Origin of the sequence: Terriglobus sp. 2YAB30_2, from assembly GCF_052114765.1 — a bacterium.
Classification (GTDB): domain Bacteria; phylum Acidobacteriota; class Terriglobia; order Terriglobales; family Acidobacteriaceae; genus Terriglobus.
This window is the reverse complement of the sequence record NZ_JBFRFJ010000004.1, coordinates 96,623-114,609: the sequence shown is the minus strand read 5'-3', so window position 1 is coordinate 114,609 and position 17,987 is coordinate 96,623. Positions and strand designations below refer to the sequence as shown.

Genomic DNA, 17,987 nt, shown 5'->3' with positions numbered 1-17,987 from the left:
CGAGTTCTTTCCCAACGTCTCGCGCAGCTAGACTCTCCCTTCGATAGATTCAGAGTTCTTCGGCGCAGCCTGCGGGCGGCTCTCTCTACCCGTCTTCCCTTTTTCAACCTTGATTGGCCTGCGGATATCCGTGGCCTTTTGATTCCTCTGGGAGTCCTTATGAACGAACATTCCAGTAAAAACGCAATGCGCGAAGTACTGGCTTTCTTATTCCGTCACTGGCGCCGCGAACGGTGGATGGTCGTGTGGGTGGCGCTCTGCATGATCTTCGCCACAGCCGCTGACCTGCTGATGCCCATCTATGCGGGCAAACTCGTAGATGCAATCGCGATGCACGCATCCCTGCGTGCACTGGCGCTCCATAACGCACTGCAGGCGATCGCAATGATGGCGCTGCTCGGCATCGTGCTTACGGTGCTACGCTACGTGGCTCTGGCCGGGATTATCCGGCTGACGTTGCGGCTGATGACCCGTTTTGCCAGCGAGACCTTCTGGCGAGTGCAGCGGTTTTCGACGGACTGGCACGCGAATAACTTCGCGGGCGCAATCGTGCGTCGAATCACACGCGGCATGTGGGCCGTGGACGTGATGGACGACATTCTGCTGCTGGAGATGCTGCCGGCCTTGCTGGTACTGGTCGGCTCATCGCTGCTGCTTGGGCTGCACTGGCTCACCATGGGAGTGCTCGTGGCTGTTGGCGCCGTCGCGTACATCGCGGTCTCCATAGCATTGTCGCTGTACTACGTCGCCCCGGCAGCGCGGCTATCGAATGCGCAGGACACGCGGATCGGCGCAGCCATGGCAGATACGATCACATGCAACGCCGTCGTGAAGTCATTCGGAGCCGAAAGGCGGGAAGATTACCGGCTGGCGAAGATCGTGGAGAAGTGGCGCAGCCGTACCTCGCGAACCTGGATACGGGCAACGCTTAACGGAAGCCTGCAGACTCTTCTCCTGCAGGCATTGCGGACCTCAGTACTGCTCTATGCGGTATGGCTGTGGTGGCACGGACGAGCGACCGCCGGTGATGCAGCCTTCGTGTTGACGAGCTACTTCATCGTGCAGGCTTACCTGCGCGACATTGGACAGCATGTGCGCAACCTGCAACGCGCCGCCAACGAGATGGAGGAGATGGTGGAGTTCCACTCGCATTCGCTCGGCGTGATGGACCGCGCCGATGCGAAGCCGATTCATGTGCGAGAGGGTGCGATCACCTACGACCGCGTGACATTCCGCTATGGAATGCACACCGAGCCGCTCTTTCAGGATTTCTCCTTGAAGATCCGTGCCGGAGAACGCGTGGGACTTGTAGGCCACTCCGGATCTGGCAAGACCACCTTCGTGAAGCTGTTGCATCGCTTGTACGACGTACATGGAGGAAAGATCGTCGTCGACGGCCAGGACACTGCCCGCGTGACCCAGGACTCGTTGCGCGCGCAGATGGCCTTGGTGCCGCAGGAGCCGATTCTCTTTCATCGCACATTGGCGGAGAACATTGCCTATGGAAGGCCGGACGCTTCGATGGAGGAGATCGAGCACGCAGCCCGGCTGGCCAACGCGCATGAGTTCATCCTGCGCCAGCCAAAGGGATATCACACGCTTGTCGGTGAACGCGGTGTGAAGCTCTCCGGTGGTGAACGGCAGCGTGTCGCGCTCGCGCGCGCGTTCGTAGCGAACACTCCGGTGCTGGTACTGGATGAAGCGACCTCAAGTCTGGATTCAGAGTCTGAGGCTCTGATTCAGGAGGCGATGGAGCGGCTAATGGCGGGCCGCACATCGATCGTGATCGCGCATCGCCTCTCAACCGTGCGAATGCTCGACCGGATTCTCGTCTTCGAACGCGGAAGAGTTGTCGAAGAAGGAACGCACGAAGAACTGGTACGACGCGAAGGCGGCACGTACAGACGACTGTTTGAGCGACAGGCACTCGGCCTGGTAGTGGACGATGAGGACACGACAGATGACGAATCTGATTTCTCAGACAGTGTGGTGAGTTACTAACATTCGAGAGCAGTACTCCCTCATTGCCTCCTTGCTTCGCGGCTTTATCGCGAAGCAAGGGGGCAACGAGGAGATGTATGTTTTGGCTTGTGTATTTATTCACGGTTGTCGTGGGAGGGACCTTTGCTGTGATCCTGCGGGCTCTCAGGAGAGTGCTCAGGCGTCACTTTCCAGCAGCGCCTTACTGAGGCAACCATTCCGGTTACTCTTGAGAAATTAACCCCTCGCACCGTTGACACAACAAGGGGGAACTGGGATGCTGGTCCTCAACCCCCAATTCCGGGAAGTCTACACCTGGATATCGTTGTCCTCGAATCCGCTTCTCTCCGCATGCATGTGTTGCCCGATGCAACAGTGGAGATCCTTCATGACCGACAACGCTAAGAATTCCACCGCCCGAAACACAATCCAAGACCCACCGGAGTACAACGCCGAAAGTGCTAAGAACCTTGCCGCCCAGAAAGACCAGTCACCCACCTTCGATCAACTAGGCGCAGACCTCCAAGGCTTGATTACCCAATTTCGCGTTTGCATCGCGGAGCCAGCCATATACGGGCCAAAGTTCACGAGGGCGGCCCCGATCCTGGAAACATTCTGTAGTCCGAATGAAAATGACGAACCGATGACAGCCTCCGATGCATACCAGGCGATCAGCTACCAGCTCTCTCACTGAGGAGAGCTGGCTCCGGAGAAGTCCGCCTTACCCAATCCAAGAATGACGCAACTGTGGAGATCCGCCATGTCCGAAATACAAGCAGAAGGGCTCAGCACCGCCGCCACGAACCCAAACATTACCAATGATTCAAAGAAGATTCCTGCAAACGGGGGCGAGGAAGGCAGCTTTAGAAATCCTCAGACTGAAGAAAGACAACCCGGTAACCCCAACGGCACCGGCAGTGGCGGCAATGGGGACACAACCTCCGTCGGAGCCGCTCCTTCCAAGGGAGACGAAACCCCTGGGCACGAAAAGAAGGCCCCCAAAGGGTCCCTGAGTGGAGGCACAGACTTTGAAAAACCGTCGAGCAGCTCGGAAAAGACGATAGGAGGAAGTTACACAGATCAGTTGGGTAGTTCTGACTGGCTGGGAGGGCCGCAGAACGGAAGCGAAACCTCCACCGAATCCGATTTTACCCATCACCGCTTTAGCCAAACCCCCAGCGACGGCGGTAATGGTGACACAACCACAGTCGGATCCGCAGGAACCCCTGGTCGTCCTGGACACTAGAAGAATGGACCATTGAGGGGGTACGCCCAAACGCGAGAAAATTCCGCCCGGGAACGTCATTGGCGCGGTTTCCGGTCACTGCTGCGATCCTAGGCGGTTTCCCGTACATGTTTGCCCCGGTTTTGGTCGCTGCTTGGGGTCTGCGCTCTGGCGTGTCGGGAAACATCTGTTTGACGTACCCCCGCGCCAACCCCCAAACCTAAAAGTAATGTTGGGCTTGGGCTTGATGTCGACGCCCAGCATGCACCCGATGTCGGAAATCCAGCTAGTACGCACTTCTGAAAGATACAAGGGGCGCGTGCGAGCGCGCCCTCCGTGAATGCCCCGAGGAGAACAAACAGATGGCACATCTCGCACAACTCGTATGGATTCACCAGCAGTACGCGCCGAAGGACGCAATACCTGATATTTTCGGTGACCCATTTCTGGTCAGCCAGAATCGGCTGTTCCGAAACACCCGGAAAGGTGTCCTGGATAAGGGATATCGCTTTATCGCGGGCGGTTCACCACTGGCAAAATACTACGAGGCCGCGCCGCTCCTGATGCTGGGTGAATTGCTCTCAGAAAGGACCCTTCCATACCGTTCTACCCTGCCGCCAGTTCAGCAGTTGTTGAGCCGTACACCAACCATCGAGATTGAGGACCATGTTCTGCTTTCCCTCGCGACGAAGAACGTGGTATTTCACGAGTCATTGCATGGATTCGGATCTCACTACATCGACTCGGAGCTCGATGAAGCGGGTATCACGGATCCTGGGCAGCGCTTTGTCATCGCATCTGCGTTGGTCGAGTCGTTCGCAAACACGGTGGAGCGTCTTGCCTTCCATGAGGCCATCGAGCCGATGCATCGCCTGTTTCTTTTGATGAACACGTACGTGACGTATTCCGCTGAGACTTGTAAGTTGCTAAACGATATCGTGAGTCATTTCGGCCCGCGTAGCGCTTTTCGCATGGGGATGGGCGTTCTTTGCCTTTTGAACCTTCGCCGAACGGACCCTTCGGCTGCGGATCTGGCAACAATTGCAGATTCGGCCGCAGTGCCCCAATCTCTCACTAAAGCAGAGAGAAGGCTTTTGACCGAATCCGCCAATTTCTTGTGGGGGCTGCCGCGCGAATTTCGCGATGGTACCTCACGCTTCTTCTATCGAATGCACAGCCATGAGAAGGAATATCTCGATATTTCAGGTCAGCCGAGTTTTGCTCCACCCTGCACCGCAGAGATGATCAGCCATTGGGCAGACACAATGTTTGACCACGTCTGGGAAAGTCAAACGGAGGGCGCGGACTCGATCTAGGAGCGGAAATCATAATGGAATACAGGATATTCAAACATATCCTTCCCCCCGGGCAAGGTGAATTTTCCGAATGCTTATATCGAGCGAGGCCTCGAATCCGATCGTTTCAGGAATCCGGATCGGTTGGGGCCAGCGAGTCGCGCGGCCTATGGAGACCCATTGACGGAGCGGTTGTCGGGGGACGTCTGTTTGACGTACCCCCGCGCCAACATCGGTTTTGCGCTCATGCCGGAAAAATCTGGCTAGAAGCGATTCGTGGAATAATCCCGACGACGCTGGTTTAGTGTTGGTATCGCGTAGCACGGCCTTTTTTGTGTAGGTCCAACGGTCGTTCAGAAGAGATTGATACGGGTGCCGCGATGGTCTGGCTAGCTGGTATCGTTCCAGTGTCATGCGAATGGACCGTCGACAACTTCTTCAGTTACTCGCACTCTCCGGGGCAGGCGCCGCGGCGGCACGCGGTTTCGGCGCTCCTGCCCGCAAGCGGCCACCGAACATCATTGTCATCCTGTCAGACGATGTCGGCTACGGGGATCTAGGCTGCTACGGTGCAAACGATGTAAAGACCCCGCACATTGATGAGCTGGCGAAGGATGGACTCCGGTTCACCAACGCGCACTGTGATGCGGCGACCTGTACCCCTTCCCGCTACGCGTTGCTCACCGGCAGTTACGCTTGGCGGAGAGATGGAATCCAGGTGCTCCCCGGCGATGCGAAGCTTCTGATCCAACCGGATCAGCCAACCATCGCGTCGATCCTCAAGAAAGCCGGATACAGAACCGGGCTCGTCGGCAAGTGGCACATCGGCCTGGGAAGCGGAACCATTGATTGGAATACTTCCATCGAGCCGGGACCATGCGAAGTGGGCTTTGAGGAAGCGTTCTTCTTCGCTGCAACAGCCGACCGTGTACCCACGGTCTATATCCACGATCACCGAGTCGTTGGACTCGATCCGGCAGATCCGATCCAGGTCTCGTATCGCACGAAGGTCGGAAGCGATCCCACGGGGCGGGAGAATCCAGACCTTCTCAAGATGAAGCTGAGTGAAGGACATGATGGGACGATCGTCGACGGCGTTAGCCGAATCGGCTTTATGACCGGAGGAAAGTCAGCTCGCTGGACAGACGAGAACATGGCAGCCACGTTCACGGACAAGGCCGTCGAGTTCATCGAGAAAAACCACAACCAGCCATTCTTCCTGTACTTCACACCCAGCGACATTCACGTACCGCGTATGCCGAACGAGCAGTTCGCCAACAAAAATACCTGCGGCATCCGGTGCGATGTATTGAATGAACTCGATTGGAGCGTCGGGCGCATCGTCGACAAGCTCAGGAGCCTGCACCTTGAAGAAGATACGATCGTTATCTTCTCTTCCGACAACGGCCCCGTTGTTAACGACGGCTACGATGATGGAGCGGACCCATCATACCGACAGCCATCCGCCTGCCGGTCCTTGGCGTGGAGGCAAGTACACCATCACCGAAGGTGGCACACGCATACCCTTCATCGTGCGCTGGAAAGGAAATGTAAAATCCGGCGTCTCTGATGCGCTCATCAGTCAGTTGGATCTCACCGCAAGCCTGGCTAACTTCACCGGAACACGAGTTCCTCAGGGCGCTGCGGGAGATAGCGAGAACGTACTGCCCGCACTCCTCGGGCGTTCAAAGATCGGGCGTCAATCTCTCGTCGAAGAAGGACAGTGTCTGGCACTGATCGAAGGCGACTGGAAACTCATCGATCGGGCACAAAGACCTGGAACCACTCCTCAACCAAAAGGCCGATACATCCCCGATACCATCCTGGGCGATGCTCCGCGAGAGACTCCGCCACAGTCAGCGACTGAGCTCTACAACCTCAAGGCTGATCCGCACGAGATGCACAACCTTGCGACCCAGCATCCGGAGATCGTGGATAGGATGCAACGGAAGCTCGCCGGCATTCGTTCGCGTCGAACTCCCTAAAGAGCGTGGCTAAAGTATTTGAGAATTGTCTGTTAAACGAGATCGATTGCAACCACCTCATGTAACGCGATGGATGGAACCTCCAACCGGAGAAATCCTTCCTGGTGCGTATAGTTCGGCTTCGTCCCCGCGACCAGCAGTTTTACCTGTTTCACCTTGCGACCGGCTGGGATTTGAACTTTCACCCTTTGCGCAGAGATTGGGATGATCTCGCGTACCGGGCCCTTCATCATCATGGGGTTGGTCAGGTTCACCAGGTGGGCAGTGATGGAGCTCTTCTGCTCCCAGACGGAAACATCCAGCACACCTTTCCCTTCGACCGTCAACGGAGCGGGCTCATCCGTTGCCCAGAGCACCGCATTGCGGAGCAGCCTGGCCTGATCGAAGTTCAACGTCTCCCAGAACGTTCGATCGACGTCGCCGGGCAGATAAACCACACGCCCCTTGCCTACCTGACGAACGATAGCGCCAGGCTGCCCAGCAGGCGCATCTTCGCGGGGAAAGACCTCTTCCATCGGAAGATCCGGATAGGTGGGGATCACCTGCAAAGGATATGTTCCTTCGCCCGCCGGGGTGACCGATACCTGATTCACAGCATTGATGATGCGTACGGCGTTTTCGAAATCCTTCAGAAGAGGATGAAATTGCCCCGATGAGTCTTTCTTCAGACTCAAGTAAGAGTTCTTCATGGGGCCTTCCACTCTGCCTGCGTAATTAACACCGAAGAGAGAGGCGAGGCCAAAGTTTGGCTGACGAACGCCCCACTCGTTATACAGCGATGTCTCATAGGTGGCGATCAGGCCGCCGCCATCTCGCACAAACGTCTCAAGCTGTTTGCACTGCTCGGCAGAGAGTGCCGCGATATTGGGGAGGATAAGCGTGCGGAATGGACGGATGTGCTCAGGATCGAGCAGATGGTCGTGAACCATCTCAAATGGGATACGCGCCTCGACGAGTGCCTGATAAAAACCCAGACTTGGGTCCTCGACTTTAGCGCGCGCTTCGTCGCCTCCGTAGTACGTGGCAGTCTGTTGCGAGTACACAAGACCGACCCTGGCAAGCGGCTGCTCGTTACGCAAGTAGGTCTCATTCGCTGCGTGCCACTTGTAGATGTCTTCCACGACGGGCATCCAGCGCGGATCGATCACCTTGCAGTCAAACTTCGTGAACCACGGGCGGAGATCATGCGCGATGCCATCCGCAACCCACATTCGTATTTCGTCGTCACTCTGTACAGAATCTTTCCAACGGTATTTCTCCTCCAGTCCAACGCTGAAGATGCCGACGATCGCTTTGCGGCCCAGCGTGGCGCGGTACTCTTTACCGTTCTTGCCGTTGGCCCAGGAAGGCATAAGGCCTGATCGTCCCTGACGATCGGCGAAGAGTGTCGGCGCCAGGTCGCCGACCGTCTTCATATCAAGTTCGCTTAAGGCGCCGCCGCCTGCGTTGGCAATGTAGCTTGCGTTGGGATTGATGCGCTGGATTCTTTCGTTCCACAGCCGCCAAAGCTCAAAGAGCCGTTGCTGCCGCCAGAGGATGTATTGCCGCCGCGCCGGATCCTGAGGATTGTGGGTGCGAGGAAGCGCCATGCCGCTAAAAGCCTGGAAGTTCTGTTGGCAATGCTCGCAGTAACACATGCCCGATCCTGCCCATCGATTCGTGAAGATGCCGCCGGTCATGTACTTCGTCATGATCTCTTCGTGAACTGCGGTCATGAAGTCGAAGTTGTACGGTCCCAGAGCGCAGGTCAACCAGAAGTCTTTATCCGACGGATGACGAATCTTATCTCCGTTCGCACCCACCATGATCCAATCCGGATGCGCGTCATAGACGTCCTGATGGCAGGCATGAGCGTCCGTCCGTGCAACGACGACCATACCGAGCGCGCGGCAACTCCTCTGCAGGTCGCCAAAGGTATCCATATCCCTGAGCCACTTGCTGCGATAGTGAAAAGGAACCTGTGTGGGATAGAACGCAACAGCTCCGCCGGCGTTCAGAGTCACCGCATCAATGCGCAGACGCTTAAAGTAGTCCAGCCAGAATTGCGGATCGTAATTGCCAGGATCATCTTCGGCAAAAGCGATCTGAGCCCATCGCATGGGCCTGTCGTACCAGCCGCCATTCGGCTGACCCTGACGGCTAGCGTCCTGCTCCATCAACGCACCAAAAAAGGATTGCGAGTGACCAGTCGCGGAGGATGCAGTGATCATCGTGGCAGAAAGAAGAAAGTCTCTCCGGGTGATTTCGTTGCGATCATCTATCACGGTTGCTCCAATGGGTGCACGACGGCGGCCCCACTGTAGCATTTCTGTGCAAAGAAGGGCGAATGTCGCTCCGTCTTCACACGCAAACTTAGTGCAAGGTGTAGGTGAGATTCGTAGAGACTCGCAAGATATTGCGGCGCAGCAGGAAGGTGAAATTCAGACCGATGCCCCTCTCGCGAAAGGCATCGGTCTTTGCAGACGAAATCAAAGCTGGTTAGAAGTTAATCTTCAGCGCGAACTGACCGAAGCGGCGTTCGTCGTTGGCTCCACTATTGTTGCCGATACCGCCCTTGGACGCGGTGACCGGCAAAGGATCTCCCGGGTTGACGTTAGCAACATCATTCAGACCTTGCTGGATGAAAAGATTGTGATGGTTGAGAAGATCGAAGCCTTCTGCACGGAACTCGATGTTGACCTTCTCATGAATGGGGAAGGTCTTGCTGACAGACGCATCGAAGGTCCACGCGCCAGGTCCGCGGAAGCTGTTCCGGGAGACCATGGTCGCAGGGAACGGGCCCCAATCGGAGATTCCGCCCAGCGCAGCATTAGAGAAGGAGACGGCCGGCGGAAGGTTGCCGATGACGTAGCTGTTCAGTCCGCCGCCATTCTGGCCATTCGGGATTGATTTGAAGGTGTGTTGTGGGACCTTGCCGGCGAGTGGTGTATACCGCGCGACTTGATAGCCGCTGTTATTGTTCGTGCTGTCGAAGTAGGTGAACGGCGTACCCGTGCGGACAGTATAGATACCCGTTACCTGCCAACCGCCCACTGTTTGCGCCATGAAGCGATTGCCGCCGGCAAAGGAAGGCGTCCGGAAGATAGGGGCGACCACCAGACGATGACGGATGTCGAGATCCCCGTTGCCCCGATCGAAACCGGGATTGAATGGCTGCAGATATCCAAGCGCGAACGCGTTGTTGGTCTCAGAGAATGTCGTGCTCAGATCGTCTATCTGATGCGCGAGCGTGTAATTTGCCACCAGGCTCAACCCGGAGTTGTGGAGATTCGTACTTTGGAACTGGATGTTCATTGCCTGGTAGTACGAGTCGCCATTGGAGCCCCGGTTATTGATGTTGGAGTATTGGTTCGTCAGCCTTGTGAGCCCCGTGTTCCCACTGCTATCTGTTCTTGGGTCGCCAAGAAGCACATTGCCCGAACCCAGGGCATTGATGTTCTTGATGTCATAGAGATGGAGTCCGCGAGCGCCGGCATACTGCAGCGAGAGCATCGTATTGCGTGCCAGCTGCTGCTCCAGTGCCGCATCCCAGAACTGCGTCTGCGCCGTGCGGATGTTTTGATCCACATGCCGCAAGCTGGTGGGTGGCAGCGGAACACTACCCGACGATCCACCAAGCGGACCAGCATTCGAGGTAGTAATACGCACATTGTTGACTACGACGACAGCATAGTTCGGGGGATTCTGAATCACGTTGAAGGTGACATTGCCGAAGTTCCGTTCGTAGCTGAGGCCGAAGCCGCCACGAATTGAAGTCCGGCCTGTCCCGAATACGTCAAACGCGAAACCGACGCGTGGCGAAACCGTGCCCCACTGCGGTTTCCATAGTTCGCCAATAGGACTCTTTGGCGTGGTAAATACCTGACCGTTGCGAATGCTCTGGAAGAGATTTCCGCCCGAGCCATAGTAGAAGTTCGACTCCAGATCCTTCTTGTTGTTGTGTTGCACGCCATAGTGCTCGTAACGCACGCCATAATTAAAGGTGAACCTCGGCGTCAGCTTGTATGAGTCTTGCGCGTAAACTGCCCAGTCGTGGAAACGATTGCTGCGCGCAAAGACGGGTTGAGTTGCCGGCAGGTTGATGGAGCAGGCCGAGGTCCGCGTGAGCGTGCCTGTATAAGGATTGCGTACGCAGGGCAATGCGCCGTTTGGATTCACCGCGGCCTGGAACTGGAACAGATCGCCGGTGAGCAGATTCTGCAATCCGGCCGTCCGATTGACGCCAACCTGCTCTGTGGCCTGCGCGTACGCACCATAAGCGTTATTGGCCTGCAGGTAGAGATACTGTCCACCAAACTGCATGGAATGTTTCCCCTTCTGCACATTTAAATCCTGATTGATCTGGATCGTGTTTTGGGGTCCGCCGAACGGAAGGCCGCCATTCGCTGGGTTGAAGTCATAAAAGCCCGGCAGTTGGATAAACGTACTCGTCTTTGGCAGCTGCGCATTCACTGAAACGATCAGCGTTGGGACGTTCTGTAATTTCGTGTCGTAGGTCACGGGAGCGTTGAACCTGCTGAAGCTGAGCTTTGTGCTCGAAGCCACGGAGGGACTGAACTCGTGAAATGCGCTCAGGAGATAGGCCCGAGCCCTGGTGGCCGCGCCTACGTTGTATTGTGAGTAAGGCGACGCGAACGATGTACCGTTTGCATCTGTCTCCTCATAGTCTGCATAGCGGAAGAACATCCGAGTGCGGTCGCTCGGGTTGAAGTCCGCCCGCCCGACGATGTTATAGGTGTTTTGCGGAACACTGCCGCCGGCGTTGATCGGCGCGGTATACGCCACGACACCAAAAGCCGGCGTGCTGGCCGGGATCCCCGTTATTCCAAGCTGCCCCGCAGTGTAGGTGTTCGTGAAGTTGAAGTTCTTCCCGCCGGCGTAAGCCGTAAAGAAGGCTTGCGTGTTTGCCGCCGAAAGGGCAAGAAACTGGGACGTGGGAACTCCGGCAAAAGCGATTCCGGAACTGCGGACCCGGGTCCACTCCGTGCTACCGAAGAAGAACAGCTTGTCTTTGACAACGGGTCCACCCACCGCAAAGCCAAACTGATTACGCGTGTACTTTCCCTTGGGCTGACCTGCCTGCGCATTCAACACCGTATTCGATGTGTAGGCGGAAAGGCGGTTGAACTCCCATAGAGTGCCGTGGAATGCATTGGTTCCACTCTTCGTTGTCACGTTGACGATTCCACCCGATGCTCGACCATACTGAGGCTCAAAGTTGCTGGTCTGAACACGAAATTCCTGCGTCGCATCGATCGGCACATAGACTCCTATGCCATCCGTGAAGACGCTGATGTTTTCAACACCGTCCAGAAGAATCTCAGTACCGCTGGACCGTTGGCCGTTCACATTGAATCCGACGCCGCGCGTGGTAGCATTCTGTGAATTTCCACTCGACCCGCCTGAAACGCCTCTCGAATCTCCACTGTTTGTACTGTCGCCGGCGGATACGTTGCCTGCGAGCGCTACAAAGTCGTAAGCGTTGCGCGTAAGACTAGGCATTTGCGAGACCTGGGTTGCATTTACGATCTGCGACAACTCCTGTGACTGCGTGTTTACCTGTGCGCCCCCCTCAGCGGTCACCTCTACGGTGCTGGTGGCTTGGGTCACCGATAACTTGGCATCCGCCGTTACTTTGGCCGCAACCGTGACCTCAACACGCGTCGTGTACGCTTGGAAACCACTGGCCTTAATAGCGACCTCATAGGTAGCGGGCTGCAAGCCCGTGACTACAAAAGTACCGCCACTGTTAGTCGCCACGGAGCGAACCGCATTTGTTCCCAGGTTCGTGATGGTGACGGCGGCATTTGGAACAACCGCACTCGACGGGTCGGTTACCGTCCCTGAGATCTGTCCGGTCTCCTGGGCGTATGCGCTTTGATATGTGAGAGCAAGAATGAAGGCTACTACGCCTAAGAGAAAAGTTATCTTGCTGAGCAGACTGACTGGATTTTTCATTGGCACTCCTCGACGCTTGGGCAAGCGTTCGTACGGAGTGCGCAGTCCTGTTGCTGTTGGGGCGTTGCAGTAACGGGGCCTGCGGAGCGCCCCGTGCGTCAGTTTGTCCACGCAGCCCTCGCAAAGTATCAAGGCTGCAGCTAGTTATTATTGCATATTTTACAAAAACATGGTAGTAGTTCTCACCCTTCCGGCGCTCGCCGTCTACTGGTTCGCGATTCGTTTCCTCAAAATGGGATCCAGGTTCGTCTTATCGATCAGCGCCTCTCCCGTATCGACAAACACCGGGAACGGAGAGTTTGGATCCAGAAAATAGTCTCCACTCATTGGCTTCACGGGGTAGTGATGGACTTGGTCCAATGCCTTCAGCCCCAGAACGGCCATCGTGTAGGGCTTTTGGGCGATGGTCGAATCAATCGTTCCATCCCCCACCAACTGCAACGTATCGGTGTCCGTATCCATCGCTATCAGCACCCGGTCGGTCGCACTCCGCCGCTTGAGGGCTTCGGCTACGTTCGCCCCGGACCTTGATTCCAGGCAAATGAACGCGTCAATCTTGGCAGCACCCGTCCGCGCCAGGTACACCATCGCCTGATCCAGCGCCTTACCTGGATCCGCCTTAATGTCATAGACCTCCGCGGTCTTGATCCCGTTGAAATCCTTCAGGATGTCCTGATAGCCCTTCAATCGCTCCTCAAGGTTCGGCTGCCCCGGATTGGTGAAGAACACGACATTTCCTTTCCCATTCAGGCGCGCCGCCAGACGCCTTCCGCCCAGCCTACCCGCCTCAAGGTTATTGGTTCCAATGAAGTACAGCCGCTTGCTCTCCGGCGAATCCGAGTCAATCGTAATCACCGGAATGCCTGCCGCGATGGCAGCATCGATCTCTGGCGCCATCAGGCTCGAGCTCGCCACCGAGACCAGAATCCCCGCAGGCTTGCTTGCCACCGCTGCTTTGAACTCATCCACCTCGGCCTGAGGATTTAGACCCGCTGGCCCACGCGTGTCCACCGTGACCCCATATTCCGCTCCCGCCGCTGCAAGCCCCGCCGCGGCCGACTTCCAGTACGGCACTTCCGTGTTTGTGGCAATCAGGTAATACCGCTCGTTCTTACTATGCCGGGTGCAGCCCGTAAGCAAGGGAAGCACCACCGTCAAAAGCGCTAAAAAAATCCGTTTGCTCAACGTCATCATCGTCAACCTCCGGAACTTCTGTTGTGAAGCACAGCACTAGAGCATTTTTCCTGTTGCTCGGAATCCCGGGAGGAGCGTGCAGCGGGCGTTTTCATTGGGCAAAACGCCCATAGATGCACAAGCCCCGTACTACACCTACAGGAAAAATCCTCTATCCTCCGCAGTAGGTGAACACCCACGTCCTCGTTCGCGTGGGAGCCAGATATTACTCCAATTTGGATGAGGAAAGCTAAGTAGTTTGGAATCAGCGGATACCCTTTTTGAGACGGTGAGCGTATTTCCCTGTGCGTGTCATGTATGGTTCCGCACATATGAGCCGGAGCAATCAGGAGAAATTCCGGGCATGCGGGCGACAGGAGGTTTCGTTTCAGTTGTAAGCCATTCAGGTAATGAGCATTTTCCTTGTGGGTGCGGTGTACGGCTTCCGCATACTATGGGCATTTTGCGCAATGAAAACGCCACTGCACGCTCTTCCGAGATGCCCAGCAACAGAGAAGACGCTCTAGCGTGATGCCGTGATACTAAGATGGTGCTGTATCTATTCGACCGTTGAAGCCATGTAAAGAGATGAAGCGAAATGACAACGCTGACATCATCGTTTTCGAAGCGGCGCTTGTTTAAGCTTTTCAGGCAGATTCGAGATTTCTGCTACATGCCATGGAACGAGCAAAGCATGATCGCCGAGGCCTTCCTGCTGCTTGCCGCTACACGGGCGGCATTGCTTGTTGTCCCATTTCGCGCGGCGGCAGGGTGGGTTGGAGTCGTTGTTCCGCCCAACGGTCCTGGTCGATCACCGGCCCAGGGACTTGCCGCTGAACAGCGCAGGATTGCGGAGGAGGTGGCAGTTGTCGTACGACGGGCGTCTCGCGTGGCGATCTTCGAATCAAAGTGCCTTCCACAAGCCCTGGCTGCGCGCATGATGCTCAAGCGGAGAGACGTGTCGAGCGTGATTCACTTCGGTGTGCGTTGTGGTGAGGAGAGAAAATTGCTGGCACATGCCTGGCTTGAGGCAGGAGATGTCGATGTTACCGGTGGCGCGATAGCGACTCAGTATTCTGAGATCGCGCGGGTCATTTGACGGCTTTACGCCGCTCGGCTTCACGGACCAGCATCCGCGCGCGAAATGCCTCTGCAATAGAAGCAGCATCCACTTCATAACCGCACGATGCGGCGTAACCAACAAGAGCATCTTCATCGAAAGCCATCACCTGCGCTGGATCATGAGCACCGGTGATAGATCCTGACCTGAGGCTTGCCAGAAATCGGATCGCATTCTGCACGCGCTTTAGCGTCATGGTTGCGTATCCTCTGCAGTCGTTGGTTGTACCCCCAATGCTGTGAGGGCCATCAAAACAGCCGCCGTTGTAAAAATCCGGTAGGGCTCCTCAAGATGGCGGGCAGTGGCGCCACTCCTGTCGTCGGTGTCAGTACTCACGATGTCTGTACCCGACGGCCAGCTACCGTCCTCCAGTTGACGACAGGCTAACGCTTCAGCTCGGCGGTGGGCTTCCTGCTGGTCTGACGCATTGCCCAGCCGCAATATCCGTATGATCCAGGCATCGATCCAGGCACTTGGTGCGGATGGCCTGTAGGACCAGGCCCAGAGAATCGCACGATCGACCGATGCGCGATACTCAGTCACGGAGGCGAGCGCCTCAGCCGCGAGAGCGGTAGACAACGCAGGACACTGCCACCAGTAGGCCGTCCAGGAGCCGTCATCATTCTGGGTTTCACAGAGCCGTCTCATGGGAAGGCGTCCCAGTAAAGGCGCTACATTGGCCGCGGTACAGAGATGTTCGGACTGCCACCCATCGTCATTCTCTTTTGCCGCATGGCCGCGGTACTCAACAGATACGCCTGCTTGGTAGGTTGATATCCCGCCATACTGCAAAAGGTGTGCGCTTATAAACTGCATGGCGCGTACCAATGCCATCCCCTCATAGCCCATCCGTCGGAACAAATGCACTGCCCATGCTGTTGAGTCTGCATCAGGAGGTAGACAGCCGTTCCAACCCCACCCTCCACCGGCTCGCTGACGGCGCAGCAATTTGTTGACTGCATCCTCTGCCCCTCTGCGTGCATCGGCATCGTCGATGCAACCTAGAGCATAACCAACAAACGCCGTGGCCCATTCGTCGCTTGGGCCTAAGTTTGTTCGAAACTCGGTCCACCAACCGCTCTGGTGTTGGCGACTTAATAGAAATTTGATCGCGGCGCTCACAGTGGCCGACAGGCAGGGCGCATGCGAAGTGGAAATGGCGACCGGATCTGCTGGTGGCGTGTCAGACCAGCAATGCTGAGCACTGACATACGCTTTCGCCATCATTTTTCCCTCGGCAGAGAGAGTCACCTTGAGGTGTGACAGTGCACGCTCCACATACGGGACTGCATCGCCTGACCGGAGTTCCGTTGCCAGTAACCAACTTAGCGGCCACGTTTGTTTCGGCATATAGGGATACAACCGGCCGTCAACTTTCAGCAGGCAAGCGGCTTCCACTTCGGAGCAGATTCCAAGTTTCCCCAGGAGCATGAACAACTGTTGCCAGCGCGGTTCGGAAGACGGTTGTTCATCGAACATGATCTCGAAGCCGATATCTTTGGTCGGGCGGCGGTGTATGAAGTTGATGGCGACCGTGATGGTGTCCGCTATCTCGACGAGTTCGTCGAATAACTCGAACGCAGGCTGTGTCTCTCCGGGCCAGGCGATTTCCTGTAACAGCAGACCGAGCTTTGATTGGCGTACGTTTCGATAGTTGACCCTTAGAAGATCACCACGCGAGGGCATGGAGCCGATGTGACTTACTGAAACATTGTCCTGCATCGCAGGCGCCCAGGGAGGAGCCTCCTGGCTGGCCGCGGCGGTTTCCGAAATTTGCCCAGTTGTCGTCAGAGCCCGGAGTTGTCTCATCCGCAGATCATGGAGCGACAGTGCCGGTAAGGCCGGGAACTTGGCATCGACGGGAAGAAAGACCGAGGCCGGCTGATGCAAACGATCGAAATCCCATTCGAAGAAGATAGCGCGTGTTGGCTTGGCCTGAGAGTCGTCGCTCTCTCCTGACGCGACAAATTCTCGTAGCCGCGGTGGATACTGAAGCGAAGGACGGCTTTGCAGGAACCACGTGAGAGCATCATCGTCGTCGCCGTATGGCTGCACCATCTGGTGCAGATCAGGAGTTTGCGCTCCCGCATTCAATCTGAGTTCAAGGGCCAGCCTCGGAATAGGCGCAAGCTGTCGAGCGGCGTGATGGATGCTCTCACGCGTTTGTTCGTCAAGATGAAACCCGGAAAGTACGGGCCAAAGAAACTGAAGACATCCCTCGGCGGCTAGAAAGGGACCAGCAACGATCGAGGAGTTCTTGCTGCCGCTCATGACTGCTTCGACAGGCAAAGCTGTAAGCTCTTCGCAAATGCCTCTGCCGATTGCCTCAAAAGAGAAAGATTGTCCGGCATCTGCAGTTCCAGGATACTGGCCTGAGAAACCAGATGACTCATCATCCGTCCAGCAGCAAGAGGTGGAGCATTAGGCGGCAATGGATCGCGGATCAGATGCCTGGCGAGGTGTAGCACGGCACTTTGGCCGGATAACGTTCGTATTTCCGGGCTTCCGAGAGATAAGCTGCGTGGAAGCAGACAAATCGCAGCCGCAATCCGGAATGAGGCATTTTCGTCTTCCGGGATTGCTGCAGGAAGCAATAGCTTTTCATCCCATTGTTCGTCGAAGTCGCCTGGCAGCGTCCTCGCCCACCGCTCCTGAGCCGTCTCGGGTGAGTGTCCAAGTGCCTGCAGGCTGTCGAGGCGTAGTTTGTTACGACGCAATCCGGGGAGTGCACGCACTATGCTTTCGTCACAGCAGATCACCCGCACCAGATCATCAGCAAGCAGAGACCAGCCTGAACGCTGTAGTGCAGCAGAGAGGGTCGATTTTCCAGCTCCCTTAGGACCCATCAAAAGGATGGCCTCGCCGGCCTTTACCAGAGCAGCAGCGTGAAATGCGGGGAGGTTCAACCGGCACAAGACCGTGCGCATCACTGGCTCAAGAAGAAGTTCTATCAAGTTGCTCTGGGCAACAGATGGCAGAGCTGAGGACTTGACGACACGGCCATCCAATGACACGCGAAACCGGCAGCGAACGTTCCCGCCGGACCCGAAATCGTGTTGGATCCAGGTTTTGTCCTCTTCAAGGATGGGGCCGGTAGCTGCGACGTCTACGTTCAGTAGATCAGCCGCAACCGCCTGGTCCCAGGAATGGGACCAGGACACGTCGGCGTCAGCGGGAAGCGTTGCAGCTTCCCCTTCGTCAATGCTGAGTCCGTAATGGAGCATTCTCTTGGTAGCAATCGACGCAAAGGA

General features: G+C 56.4%; 12 protein-coding genes. 6 read left to right on the top strand and 6 right to left on the bottom strand.

Annotated elements, in window-relative coordinates:
- The first annotated feature begins 159 nt into the window (after positions 1–159).
- From AB4Y89_RS08155 to AB4Y89_RS08135, 5 genes are all read left to right on the top strand, one after another.
- Positions 160–2,001: an ABC transporter ATP-binding protein gene (locus AB4Y89_RS08155; RefSeq protein WP_442300422.1), complete on the top strand. Its 1,842-nt coding sequence runs from the start codon at positions 160–162 to the stop codon at positions 1,999–2,001.
- A gap of 367 nt (positions 2,002–2,368) precedes the next feature.
- Positions 2,369–2,674, top strand: coding sequence for a hypothetical protein (locus AB4Y89_RS08150; RefSeq protein ID WP_442300421.1), 306 nt, complete (start codon positions 2,369–2,371; stop codon positions 2,672–2,674).
- 893 nt (positions 2,675–3,567) lie between these two features.
- Positions 3,568–4,521 carry a hypothetical protein gene (locus tag AB4Y89_RS08145; RefSeq protein ID WP_442300420.1) on the top strand — a complete coding sequence of 318 codons (954 nt, stop codon included), beginning with the start codon at positions 3,568–3,570 and terminating at the stop codon, positions 4,519–4,521.
- Between the two features lie 397 nt (positions 4,522–4,918).
- The gene (locus AB4Y89_RS08140; protein ID WP_442300419.1) at positions 4,919–6,070 is read left to right on the top strand and encodes a sulfatase-like hydrolase/transferase; all 1,152 of its coding nucleotides are present in this window, start codon (positions 4,919–4,921) and stop codon (positions 6,068–6,070) included.
- Entirely contained in the window at positions 6,033–6,485 is a 453-nt protein-coding gene (locus AB4Y89_RS08135) for a hypothetical protein (protein WP_442300418.1), read from the top strand. The genes AB4Y89_RS08140 and AB4Y89_RS08135 overlap by 38 nt, the downstream gene beginning before the upstream one ends.
- A 32-nt stretch (positions 6,486–6,517) precedes the next feature.
- On the opposite strand, the gene AB4Y89_RS08130 is transcribed toward AB4Y89_RS08135, so the two are convergent.
- From AB4Y89_RS08130 to AB4Y89_RS08120, 3 genes are all read right to left on the bottom strand, one after another.
- Positions 6,518–8,641: a beta-galactosidase trimerization domain-containing protein gene (locus AB4Y89_RS08130; RefSeq protein WP_442300417.1), complete on the bottom strand. Its 2,124-nt coding sequence runs from the start codon at positions 8,639–8,641 to the stop codon at positions 6,518–6,520.
- A gap of 322 nt (positions 8,642–8,963) precedes the next feature.
- On the bottom strand, positions 8,964–12,443 hold the full coding sequence (locus AB4Y89_RS08125; protein ID WP_442300416.1) for a TonB-dependent receptor domain-containing protein: 3,480 nt from the start codon (positions 12,441–12,443) through the stop codon (positions 8,964–8,966).
- 204 nt (positions 12,444–12,647) lie between these two features.
- Positions 12,648–13,637 carry a substrate-binding domain-containing protein gene (locus AB4Y89_RS08120; protein ID WP_442300415.1) on the bottom strand — a complete coding sequence of 330 codons (990 nt, stop codon included), beginning with the start codon at positions 13,635–13,637 and terminating at the stop codon, positions 12,648–12,650.
- A gap of 652 nt (positions 13,638–14,289) precedes the next feature.
- Here AB4Y89_RS08120 and AB4Y89_RS08115 point away from each other — a divergent pair.
- Positions 14,290–14,715 (top strand): lasso peptide biosynthesis B2 protein, encoded by a 426-nt coding sequence (locus AB4Y89_RS08115; RefSeq protein ID WP_442300414.1) that lies wholly within the window; start codon positions 14,290–14,292, stop codon positions 14,713–14,715.
- On the opposite strand, the gene AB4Y89_RS08110 is transcribed toward AB4Y89_RS08115, so the two are convergent.
- Genes AB4Y89_RS08110 through AB4Y89_RS08100 form a run of 3 tightly spaced genes read right to left on the bottom strand, consistent with a single transcriptional unit; the run spans position 14,708 to position 17,960 of the window.
- Entirely contained in the window at positions 14,708–14,932 is a 225-nt protein-coding gene (locus AB4Y89_RS08110; protein ID WP_442300413.1) for a hypothetical protein, read from the bottom strand. The genes AB4Y89_RS08115 and AB4Y89_RS08110 overlap by 8 nt on opposite strands.
- Entirely contained in the window at positions 14,929–17,007 is a 2,079-nt protein-coding gene (locus AB4Y89_RS08105; protein WP_442300412.1) for a prenyltransferase/squalene oxidase repeat-containing protein, read from the bottom strand. Before AB4Y89_RS08105 ends, AB4Y89_RS08110 begins: the two co-directional genes overlap by 4 nt.
- Positions 17,004–17,960: a hypothetical protein gene (locus AB4Y89_RS08100; protein ID WP_442300411.1), complete on the bottom strand. Its 957-nt coding sequence runs from the start codon at positions 17,958–17,960 to the stop codon at positions 17,004–17,006. Before AB4Y89_RS08100 ends, AB4Y89_RS08105 begins: the two co-directional genes overlap by 4 nt.
- Between the last annotated feature and the right edge of the window lie 27 nt (positions 17,961–17,987).

Excerpts from the sequence above, each read along its gene's own strand:
- AB4Y89_RS08145 (WP_442300420.1), top strand. The coding sequence starts at position 3,568 with ATGGCACATCTCGCACAACTCGTATGGATTCACCAGCAGTACGCGCCG.
- AB4Y89_RS08100 (WP_442300411.1), bottom strand. The coding sequence starts at position 17,960 with ATGCTCCATTACGGACTCAGCATTGACGAAGGGGAAGCTGCAACGCTT.
- AB4Y89_RS08115 (WP_442300414.1), top strand. The coding sequence starts at position 14,290 with ATGCCATGGAACGAGCAAAGCATGATCGCCGAGGCCTTCCTGCTGCTT.
- AB4Y89_RS08105 (WP_442300412.1), bottom strand. The coding sequence starts at position 17,007 with ATGAGCGGCAGCAAGAACTCCTCGATCGTTGCTGGTCCCTTTCTAGCC.
- AB4Y89_RS08150 (WP_442300421.1), top strand. The coding sequence starts at position 2,369 with ATGACCGACAACGCTAAGAATTCCACCGCCCGAAACACAATCCAAGAC.
- AB4Y89_RS08120 (WP_442300415.1), bottom strand. The coding sequence starts at position 13,637 with ATGATGACGTTGAGCAAACGGATTTTTTTAGCGCTTTTGACGGTGGTG.
- AB4Y89_RS08140 (WP_442300419.1), top strand. The coding sequence starts at position 4,919 with ATGGACCGTCGACAACTTCTTCAGTTACTCGCACTCTCCGGGGCAGGC.
- AB4Y89_RS08110 (WP_442300413.1), bottom strand. The coding sequence starts at position 14,932 with ATGACGCTAAAGCGCGTGCAGAATGCGATCCGATTTCTGGCAAGCCTC.
- AB4Y89_RS08130 (WP_442300417.1), bottom strand. The coding sequence starts at position 8,641 with ATGGAGCAGGACGCTAGCCGTCAGGGTCAGCCGAATGGCGGCTGGTAC.
- AB4Y89_RS08125 (WP_442300416.1), bottom strand. The coding sequence starts at position 12,443 with ATGAAAAATCCAGTCAGTCTGCTCAGCAAGATAACTTTTCTCTTAGGC.
- AB4Y89_RS08155 (WP_442300422.1), top strand. The coding sequence starts at position 160 with ATGAACGAACATTCCAGTAAAAACGCAATGCGCGAAGTACTGGCTTTC.